A 9,559-nucleotide genomic window follows, 5' to 3' on the forward strand; every position below is an offset into this window, starting at 1 on the left:
TGAGCGGCCATGGCAGGCTGGTGATGTTCGACGTCACCAACTCCAATGGAGCCCCACCATGATCAGGAATGAGAGTAAGCCATCGATTGCCGCCGTCAAAGAGCTGATGGGTGCGAACCACGATAAGTTGCGCGCGATCGTGCAGGATTTGCTGCAGGAGATGCTCGAAGGCGAGATGACGGAGGCGCTCGGCGCCGGGAGGAGCGAGCGATCGGAGGGTCGGATCGGCTATCGCTCGGGGCACTACAACCGGACGCTGATCACGCGGGTTGGCAAGCTCGAGCTACGGGTACCGCAGGACCGCGACGGGCGGTTCTCGACCGAGCTGTTCGAGCGTTACCAGCGCTCGGAGCAGGCGCTGGTGGCGTCGCTGGCGGAGATGTACGTCCAGGGTGTCTCGACCCGCAAGGTGAAGGCGATCACCGAAGAGCTGTGTGGTCACAGCTTCTCCGCCTCAACCATCTCGGCGATCAACAAGCGACTGGATGAGAGCCTGACGGCTTTTGCCCGGCGCCGGCTCGACGAGCCGTTCGCCTATCTGATCATCGATGCCAAGTACGAGAAGGTCCGCCAGGCGGGCGTGGTTCGGTCGTGCGCGGTGCTCGTCGCGCTCGGCGTCGACTGGGAGGGGCGGCGTCAGATCCTCGCTGTCGAGCGCGCCAACCGTGAGAGCCGCTCGTCGTGGAAGGGCGTCCTCGTCGGCCTCAGGGATCGCGGTCTCCACGGCGTCGAATATGTCGTTGCCGATGATCATGCGGGCTTGCGCGCAGTCCGCGAGGTGCTGCCCGACGCCTGGTTCCAGCGCTGTTACGTTCACTTCCTCAGGAACGCGCTCGACCATCTGCCCCGCAAGGCCGACGACGACTGCCTTCAGGAACTGCGCTGGATCTATGATCGCCGCGCGCTCTCCGAGGCCAGGAGCGACCTTGCCGCGTGGCTCAGAAAATGGTCGCCGCGCTATCCCAAACTGACCGGTTGGGCCGAGGAAACCATCGAGGAGACGTTCACCTTCTACCGGCTGCCGCGCCAGCATCACAAACACATGAAGAGCACCAACATGCTTGAGCGCTTCAACGAGGAGATCAAGCGCCGGACCATCGTGCTGCGTATCTTCCCCAACGAAGACAGTTGCCTGCGCCTCATCCCGGCACTGGCGGTCGAGACCCATGAGAACTGGCTCGAGGCCAATCGCTACCTCAACATGAATGATCTCAAGGAGATGAAGAAAGCCGACATACGACAAGCCGCATGACCAGAAGCCCTGACCGCTATTTGCAGGACTTGCCGCACACCACCCGGGCGGTTCTTCGAGGGCACGATTCGACCTGAGAGATACTGTCGTGACCAATCTGGCCTTCGAGACAGCTTATTTCGCAGCAAAGGTGGAAGAACTGCGGTGTCGATTTGGCCGGATTATTTTTTCACTGGCCAAATCAATGCGATAAATCGCTTGACTGGTGACCCCTACGGGAATCGAACCCGTGTTTCAGCCGTGAAAGGGCCGCGTCCTAGACCGCTAGACGAAGGGGCCATCCCGGGAAGCCCCGGGCGTGGGGGTGCCGGTTAGGCAAATGCCGGGTGCGGGTCAAGCCGCTGCGTCGTCATAACGCCGATGGCAGACCGCCTGAAGCTTGTTTCCGTCAGGGTCGCGGACATAGGCGCCGTAATAATGGGCGTGATATTGCGGACGGAGGCCCGGCGCGCCCTCGTCACTGCCGCCATTGGCCAGCGCTGCCACATGAAAGGCGTCGACCGCCCTGCGATCAGGCGCGAGAAACGCGGCGTGCGCCCCGTTGCCTGGTCTGGCGCTGCCGCCGTCAAAGGGGCTGAGGATGAACAGCTTCAGCCCAGCCAGTTCGCCGAAGACGAGCGTACCCGGAAGCTGGAAGGGTTGATCGACGCCGAGCGTCGCCATGACGGGCTCGTAGAAGCGTCGCGCGCGCTCGAGGTCGTTGGTGCCGAAGGTGATATGGCTGAACATGGCGATACTTCCCGAGTTCCCCCGCCACTGGTTGCCAAGGCTAGTCCGCCCAGGCCGCGTCGTCGAGATGGAGCTCGGCGGCCGGCCTTGCACCCCAGTCGTCGATCCGCGCCCGGCCCGCCAGCCACAGCCGTCGGTGCGGCGGCGCGCCGAGCAGCGCTGCGCCGAGCGCGGTTTCGGCCTGGCGGAAGGCGACTGTCTTGAGCGGGCGGCCTTCATCGCCGCTGACGATCGCGCGGACATGGCCGTTGCCGACGATATCGGCCTTCACGATCCTCACCGGCCCGGCAACGACGCGCGGCTGCGGCCAGCCCATGCCGTAAGGCCCGCCGGCGTCCATCGCCTCGACCAGCGCCGGGTTGACGCCCCCCGCGGTGACGAGCGCATCGAGCAACAACGCACGGTCGCCGATCGATCGGGTGACGGCCGCATCGAGGCGCTCCTCGAGGAAATCGGCGAACGCTTCGATCCGATCCTCGCCGATGGTGAGGCCTGCCGCCATCGCGTGCCCGCCGCCCGCCACCAGCAGCCCCATATCCTTTGCCGCGAGCACCGCGGCTCCAAGATCGACGCCTGAAATAGACCGGCCAGATCCCTTGCCGATCCCGGCCTCGTCCAGCGCGATCACAATTGCGGGGCGGCCATATTTCTCCTTCAGCCGCCCGGCGACGATGCCGATCACGCCGGGATGCCAGCCGCGCCCGGCGACGACGATCACCGCGCGGTTGCCCTTGGCGGCCGCGAAGCCCTCGGCTCCCTCCTGAACGATCGCCTCGATCGCGCGGCGTTCCTCGTTGAGGCGGTCGAGCTCGGCGGCGATGCTCGCGGCCTCGGCAGGGTCGCGGGTGGTAAGCAGGCGAACGCCGAGATCGGACTTGCCGACCCGCCCGCCCGCGTTGATCCGCGGACCGAGTGCAAAGCCTAGATCGGTCGCGGTCGGCGCGCGGGTCAGGCGCGAGGCCGAGATCAGCGCGTTGAGGCCGATATTGCGGCGCTGCGCCATCACTTTAAGCCCCTGGCTGACAAAGGCGCGGTTGAGGCCCCTCAGCTGCGCGACGTCAGCGACCGTGCCGAGCGCGACGATGTCGAGCAGGTCGAGCAGGCGCGGCTCCGCCCGTTCGGTGAACCAGCCCCGGGCGCGCAACAGCCTGATCAGCGCTGCGCCGAGCAGAAAGGCGACCCCGACCGCGGCAAGATGGCCATGTTCGGCACCCTCGGTCTCGTCGAGCCGGTTCGGATTTACCAGCGCATGGGCATAGGGCAGGGCGGCGGCGCATTTGTGATGATCGACGACGATCACGTCAACGCCGGCAACCCGCGCCATCTCGAGCGCTTCGAATGCCTGCGCCCCGCAATCGACGGTCACGATGAGGTTCGCGCCCTCCTCCTTCAGCCGGACGAGCGCTGCACCCGAGGGGCCGTATCCCTCCATCAGCCGGTCGGGGATGTACGCGCGCGCCTCGAGGCCGAGATCGCGCAGCAACAGGATCATCAGCGCGGCGGACGTCGCGCCATCGACATCATAATCGCCGAAGATCGTCACCTGCTCGCCGGCCTGGACCGCATGGGCAAGCCGCTCGGCGGCGCGGTCCATGTCGCGGAAGATCGAGGGATCGGGCATGAAGCCCCGGATGCTCGGCGCCTTGTGCGCCTCGAGCGCCTCGCGCGGGCAGCCCCGGGCCAGGAGCAATTGAGTCACCAGATCATCGGGCGCGAACCCCGGATCGCGCGCATCAGCCTCGAGCATTCGCCAGCGCCAGGGCTGGCCGAGGATCGAGCGCGAAACGTTGAGGACCGGGTTCATGCGGTGGCTGTTGCACAGTTCGGGGGTCGTGGGACAGGGGTTGTGGTGCAAGGCCCTTGGGGAAGATCAGCCGACGAGCTTCTCGATCGCGACGGCGGCAGCCTCGGCGCCGTTCTCATGGACGATCACCGCGCCGATCCGCTCCGCCTCGGCGCGGTAGCGGCCATCGTTCAGCAGGGACGCGATGATCGGCGCTGCCCGGCCTGCCGTGAACCGCCGCGCGGCGAGGGTGCGCCCGACACCCATCTTCTTGATCCGATGCGCATTGTCCGCCTGGTCGCCCATATGCGGCACGACGAGTTGCGGCTTGCCGGCGCGCAGCGCCTGGCCGGTCGTGCCGATGCCGCCATGGTGGATGATCGCCGCCGCGCGCGGGAACAGCATCGAATGCGGCGCATAGGCGCGGACGAACAGGTCTCCGCCCGAGCGAAGCGAGGTCTTTTCGCCGGTCAGCAGCACGGCCCGCTGCCCCAGCTTCCTGGCCGCGGCAGCCGCCTCCTCGTAGAAATCCCCCGGGGCATAGACGGCGAACGAGCCCAGCGTGAAGACAAGAGGCGGCGGGCCCGCGGCCAGGAACGCCTCAAGCTCGGGGTCGGGTGCATCGGCATTGCCGTTCTGGCTGTCGAAGACCGGAAAGCCGATGATCTCGCTGCGCGGCGGCGCATCCTTTTGCGGCGGCCCGAAGAGCGGGGAATAGCAGCACAGGGTCAGCGCCGTCTCCATGCTCACATCGAACATCGAGGGGTCGCGTGCCGCGCCCAGGCCGTGGCTGGCTCGCACATCGTCGATCTTGCGCCCGTAACGCCGACGCATGATCCGGCGCATGACTGAATAGGCCATGCGGTTCCACCGCACGCCGATCGTGCCAGCCGGCGCGCCCTTCAGCATCCAGAAATCCGGTGTCTGGGGCGGGGTGTGCGCCGAGAGGATCGCCATCGGCTGGAGAATCACCGAGACGAGCGGCACCCGGCGCTTCTCGGCGATGATGGGCGCGCCGAACACGAACAGCGAGCCTACCAGGGCGCTCGCGCCTTCCACCACTGCGTCCAGCGCGTCGGTGCTCGAGCCAAGCCAGGGGAGCAGCACCTGTTCGAGCATATAGGTCTGGTCGGCCATCACACGCTTGACGGCATCATCCTCGCTCAGCCCCATTCGCTGCCAGATCACGTCGAAGCTCGGCAGCACCGCCACCGCGTCGAGCCCGGCCGCCTGGGTCTTGGCGACATGGTCTTCGGCCACCGCAAGCACAGGGTGATAGCCACGCCGCTTGAGTGCGAGACCGATGGCGATGAACGGGTGCAAGTCTCCCAGGGTGCCGACGGTCGTGAGAACGATTTTTCGCATGGAAGCTCGTCAACGCTCGGCTCGCGCCGCCTTATTGTTTGAGCCAGCTACCCTCGCGAAACCACTTCGTCACGATGTATTTCGTACCCTTCACCACTGGCATGCCCTCATGAAGAGTGCGCTGGTTGGGGCTTCCGTCGGGGTTCATGTTGTTCCAGGCAAGCAGCAGGCCGCGCTTCGGCGCGACGCGGATGCCCGCCTGGGGAAACCAGGTCGCGCCGCCTTCCTCGACATTGTTGAGATAGACCATCGCGGTCCAGGTGCGCTGGCCGCCGGACGCCATCATCGCCTCCCAATAGGTCTCGCCCTCATGGAAGAAGTCATGATGGGCGCGGAATTGCTGGCCCGGGGCATAGCGCTGACCCTGCATCGTCTCGCCATGCGCCGGATCGATGCCGAGCAGTGCGGCGATCGATTCGTCGATCGGCCGTACCACGGGCGACCAGCGATCCATGTCGCAGCTGTCGCTGGTGCGGAAATTGGGGCCTGAGGTGTCGACGAGTAGCGAGGAGGGCCTGCGGTTCGCGTCGATCAGCCTGATCAGCGCGTTGCACGCCGTCGGGCTGAGGAAATCGGCATGGTAATAGACCTGTGCCGCGTCGGTCTTGGCGCGCTTGATCGCCGGATTGGCGTCGAACCGGCGCGAGACGGTTTCACCGACGAGCTTGCGGGCGGCGGATGCGCCGCCTGGTTTCTTTGCGAACAGGGCCATGCGCGCGCAATCTGCCGTCGCGGCCGCAAAAAACAAGAGGCCCGGCGATGCGATCGCCGAGCCCCTCGCTTTCGGATCCGCGCCTTACCAGAAGATGTCGTAGACCGTGTCGACGACCTGGCCGGTATAGATGTCGACGAGCAGCGCATCATTATAGTAGCGCACCCAGCGATACGGCCCATAGGCATCGGGCAGGCCGTAGTAGCTCGGATCGTCGATCCAGTAATTCTGCTCGTACAGGATCGAGCTCAGCTCGAAGCCGATTCCGAACCGGCGATAGCCATAATCCCAGCCGTAAGGCGCATAGTAGCGCGGCAGGTGGAAGGCATTGCGATTGTGGATGCGCCGGCTGCTCCAGTCGTAGCGATGGTCCTGGCGCCAGTTGCGGTTCCAGTTGCCACCGCGATTGCGGTCGCGATCGCGCCAGCCGCCATCGCGCCGACCATCGTTGCGCCAGTCACCGCCATTGCCGTGCTGGCCCTGCCAGTTGCCGCCGCGACGGTCGCCGCCCTGCTGCTGCCAGTTGCCGCCGCGACGATCGCCGCCCTGCTGTTGCCAATTGCCGCCGCGACGATCGCCGTCCTGCTGCTGCCAGTTGCCGCCGCGACGGTCGCCACCCTGCTGCTGCCAGTTGCCGCCGCGACGATCGCCGCCCTGCTGCTGCCAGTTGCCGTCGCGACGATCGCCACCCTGCTGCTGCCAGCCCGGGCCGCCATTGCCACGACGCTCGGCTCGCTGGGCCTGCTGGGCTCGAGCCTGGGCCTGGGCCTGGGCCTGAGCCTGAGCCTGGGCCTGAGCCTGTTGCTGCTGGATCTGAGCCTGCAACTGCTGCTGCTGCATCTGGTTGCGACCCTGCCACGCGCCGCCGCCCTGCCATCCGCCGCGGGCATTACCGCCATTGTCATGACGCTCGAAGGTCCGCGGCTGGACCTGGGCAGGCTGTGCCTGCGGCGCCTGTTGCTGCGGCGCCTGCGGCCGGGCCGGCGGTTGTCCATCGCCGCGGGGTGCTTCGCTGCGGCCCTCGCCTCGACCACCGCGGTCGCCATGGTGCCAATCCTGCGCCGAGGCGGCCGCCGGTATGATCGCCGTCGCCGCCAGAAGCGCGATGATGAAAGAAGTACGCATCTCAGTCCTTCCGGTTCGTGGGCACGAGATCGGCCCAATCGATGAACCTGTTGTGCCTTATTCGCGATGACGAGTTTCTGAATTGGCTTGTCAGCGTTGCGAAAGGATTCATTTTACTTGCCGCCCGTCGGCGTGAGCGCCGGAACCAGTCTTGCGGCTGCGGCGGGGTCGATGCCGGGCGACGGGCCGGCGTCGATTGTCTCGTCGCCGCGCTGGATGCGTGCGGCGCGCATCACTGCCTCGATGATGCGCGGATAGACGCCGCAGCGGCACAGATTGGTGAGCGCCGTCTTGATGTCATCCTCGGTTGGATTGCGGTTCTTCTTCAGCAATACCGCCGCGGCCATGATCATGCCGGGAATGCAGAAGCCGCATTGCGGCACGTTATTGGCAATCCAGGCGAGCTGGACCGGATGGGTCCGTTCGCGCGACAGTCCTTCGATCGTGACGACGTCAGTGCCCTCGATCGCAGCGATCGTCGTCTGGCAGGATCGGACGGCCTCGCCGTCGATCATGACGGTGCACGCGCCGCACTCGCCGTTGCCGCAGCCATATTTTGCCCCCGTCAGGTTCGAGGCGTCGCGCAGCGCCCAGAGCAGGGGCGTGTTCGGGTCCATCTTGTAATGGACCGGGTTGTTGTTGACGGTGAAGCTGGTCATGGCCCGAGCATATGCCAAAGCGCGGCGTTTCGAAACGGCGCGTTTCCGTCAGCGCGATTGCGACCCGCACCGCCGCGCACGATATTCCCGCCATGACCCTTCCAACACTCTTCATTCCGCATGGCGGCGGTCCCTGCTTCTTCATGGACCCGGCCGGCGGCCCGCCCGATCCGATGTGGCGACCGATGCAGGCCTATCTCGCCGGGCTGATCGAGTCGCTGCCCGAGCGCCCAAGGGCGATCCTGCTCGTCTCCGGCCATTGGGAAGAGGAGGAGGTGACTGTCAATGTCGGGAGCGGCCAGCCTTTGCTCTACGATTATTACGGCTTTCCCGAGCACACCTACCGACTGCGCTGGGACGCGCCCGGCGCGCCCGATGTGGCGCGCCGCGCGGCCGAGCTGATCGCCGGCGCCGGCTTTGCCGTGCGCGAAGAGGCTGAACGTGGCTGGGACCATGGGGTGTTCATCCCGATGATGGTCGCGGTGCCGGGGGCCGATATCCCGCTCGCGCAGCTGTCGCTGCGCAAGGATCTCGATCCGGCAGCGCATATCGCGATCGGGCGGGCACTCGCGCCGTTGCGCGACGAGGGCGTGCTGATCGTCGGGTCAGGCATGAGCTTCCACAATCTCCGCGCCCGCGGGCCGCAGGTGACGCCGGTTGCGGATGAATGGGATGCGGCGCTCGCCGATTCCGTGACGGACGCCGATCCGGCGGCGCGGGCCGATCGCGTCGCGCGGTGGGAGGCGTTGCCGCACGCCCGGTTCGCGCATCCCGAGGCCGAGCATCTGCTGCCGCTGATGGTCGCGCTCGGAGCGGGGGGCGATGATCGCGCGGTGCGCGACTATCGCGATCATGTGCTGGGATGGGCGGTGTCGGGATACCGCTTCGGCTAGCTTTCCTCCCCCGCCTGGCGGGGAGGAGCAGGGCTAGTTCCGCCAGCTCGTGTCGATCTTGTCGACCAGCCGCACCATGGCTTCGAAATCGGCCTTGCCGGGCCCACCCGGCACCTGCGCCATGTGCAGGTCGCGCTGGTGGACCGCCACCACCTCGGGCGAAATTTCGATCGGTGTGCCCATGCCGAGAGTCGCGACCTGGATTTCGCAGGCGCGCTGCAATGCCCAGTGCTTGATGAACGCCTCGGGCAGGGTGCGGCCCATCACCAGGATGCCGTGGTTCTTGAGCAGCATCATGCGCTTCTCGCCGAGATGCTCCATCAGCCGCGTGCCTTCCTCGTCGCGGACGGTGACGCCCTCGAAATCATGATAGGCGATCTGGCCGATGAAATTGCAGGCGTAGAAATTGATCGGCCGAAGCCCGCCCTCGACCGAGCTGACCGCCATCCCCGCCGTCGTGTGGGTGTGCATGATGCAATGCGCGTCGGGCAGATGGCGGTGGAACAGCGCGTGCTGCACGAAGCCGGCGCGATTGACCGGATAGGGGCTGTCGTCGAGCTTGTTGCCGTCGATATCGATCTTGACGAGGTTCGAGGCAGTGACCTCGCTGAAATGCAGCCCGAACGGGTTGATCAGGAAGGCGCCTTCCTCACCGGGGGTCCTTAGCGTGATATGGTTGTAGATCATCTCGGACCAGCCGAGCATGTCGAACACGCGGTAGCAGGACGCGAGCTGCTGGCGTGCCTCCCATTCGGCTTCGGACATCTGGCTGTTGCGAAGGACTGCGGTGGCCATGGCGCTCTCTCCGGGTTTCTCTTTGCAACCAATATCGCATGCGGTGGCCGGGCAGGCAATCCGGGCGGGGAAAAGCTGGCTGATCCTGGCTGTTATTTCGAATCTTTTTTTTCTGGCTGTTAATTGGCGAAAATTTCGAATTTTATATAATATTTTCAATCAGTTGGTTGGGTGCTGGCGTAACTGGGGCAGATTCTCGGGCGTCAGGCTGATGCGAGTTTGACGAGACTGGGAAGAGTTGGGACG

Annotated in this window: 10 protein-coding genes and 1 tRNA gene; 3 read left to right on the forward strand and 8 right to left on the reverse strand. The window is 65.8% G+C overall.

Features of this window, described 5'->3' with window-relative positions; genetic code table 11:
• The first annotated feature begins 58 nt into the window (after positions 1–58).
• The gene (locus ABD050_RS05625) at positions 59–1,252 is read left to right on the forward strand and encodes an IS256 family transposase (RefSeq protein ID WP_343888249.1); all 1,194 of its coding nucleotides are present in this window, start codon (positions 59–61) and stop codon (positions 1,250–1,252) included.
• A gap of 203 nt (positions 1,253–1,455) precedes the next feature.
• Here ABD050_RS05625 and ABD050_RS05630 read toward each other — a convergent pair.
• The 7 genes from ABD050_RS05630 to ABD050_RS05660 all read right to left on the reverse strand — a co-directional run bounded on the left by ABD050_RS05630 (position 1,456) and on the right by ABD050_RS05660 (position 7,625).
• Positions 1,456–1,531: transfer RNA gene (locus ABD050_RS05630), tRNA-Glu, on the reverse strand.
• Between the two features lie 54 nt (positions 1,532–1,585).
• Positions 1,586–1,981 carry a VOC family protein gene (locus tag ABD050_RS05635; RefSeq protein WP_343888251.1) on the reverse strand — a complete coding sequence of 132 codons (396 nt, stop codon included), beginning with the start codon at positions 1,979–1,981 and terminating at the stop codon, positions 1,586–1,588.
• 40 nt (positions 1,982–2,021) lie between these two features.
• Positions 2,022–3,785 (reverse strand): single-stranded-DNA-specific exonuclease RecJ, encoded by a 1,764-nt coding sequence (gene recJ / locus ABD050_RS05640; RefSeq protein ID WP_343888264.1) that lies wholly within the window; start codon positions 3,783–3,785, stop codon positions 2,022–2,024.
• 66 nt (positions 3,786–3,851) lie between these two features.
• Positions 3,852–5,129 (reverse strand): glycosyltransferase, encoded by a 1,278-nt coding sequence (locus ABD050_RS05645; protein WP_343888252.1) that lies wholly within the window; start codon positions 5,127–5,129, stop codon positions 3,852–3,854.
• A gap of 31 nt (positions 5,130–5,160) precedes the next feature.
• On the reverse strand, positions 5,161–5,841 hold the full coding sequence (locus tag ABD050_RS05650; RefSeq protein ID WP_343888253.1) for a prolyl hydroxylase family protein: 681 nt from the start codon (positions 5,839–5,841) through the stop codon (positions 5,161–5,163).
• 84 nt (positions 5,842–5,925) lie between these two features.
• The gene (locus ABD050_RS05655; protein WP_343888254.1) at positions 5,926–6,966 is read right to left on the reverse strand and encodes an RcnB family protein; all 1,041 of its coding nucleotides are present in this window, start codon (positions 6,964–6,966) and stop codon (positions 5,926–5,928) included.
• A gap of 113 nt (positions 6,967–7,079) precedes the next feature.
• Positions 7,080–7,625: a (2Fe-2S)-binding protein gene (locus ABD050_RS05660; protein ID WP_343888255.1), complete on the reverse strand. Its 546-nt coding sequence runs from the start codon at positions 7,623–7,625 to the stop codon at positions 7,080–7,082.
• 92 nt (positions 7,626–7,717) lie between these two features.
• On the opposite strand from ABD050_RS05660, the gene ABD050_RS05665 reads away from it, so the two are divergent.
• Positions 7,718–8,518, forward strand: a complete 801-nt coding sequence (locus tag ABD050_RS05665) for a DODA-type extradiol aromatic ring-opening family dioxygenase (protein WP_343888256.1) — start codon at positions 7,718–7,720, stop codon at positions 8,516–8,518.
• Between the two features lie 33 nt (positions 8,519–8,551).
• On the opposite strand, the gene ABD050_RS05670 is transcribed toward ABD050_RS05665, so the two are convergent.
• The gene (locus ABD050_RS05670; protein WP_343888257.1) at positions 8,552–9,313 is read right to left on the reverse strand and encodes a class II aldolase/adducin family protein; all 762 of its coding nucleotides are present in this window, start codon (positions 9,311–9,313) and stop codon (positions 8,552–8,554) included.
• On the opposite strand from ABD050_RS05670, the gene ABD050_RS05675 reads away from it, so the two are divergent.
• The gene (locus tag ABD050_RS05675; RefSeq protein ID WP_343888259.1) at positions 9,306–9,536 is read left to right on the forward strand and encodes a hypothetical protein; all 231 of its coding nucleotides are present in this window, start codon (positions 9,306–9,308) and stop codon (positions 9,534–9,536) included. The two genes, ABD050_RS05670 and ABD050_RS05675, sit on opposite strands and share 8 nt — an antisense overlap.
• Positions 9,537–9,559 lie beyond the last annotated feature (23 nt).

This window comes from Sphingomonas oligophenolica (assembly GCF_039522915.1).
GTDB lineage: Bacteria > Pseudomonadota > Alphaproteobacteria > Sphingomonadales > Sphingomonadaceae > Sphingomonas > Sphingomonas oligophenolica.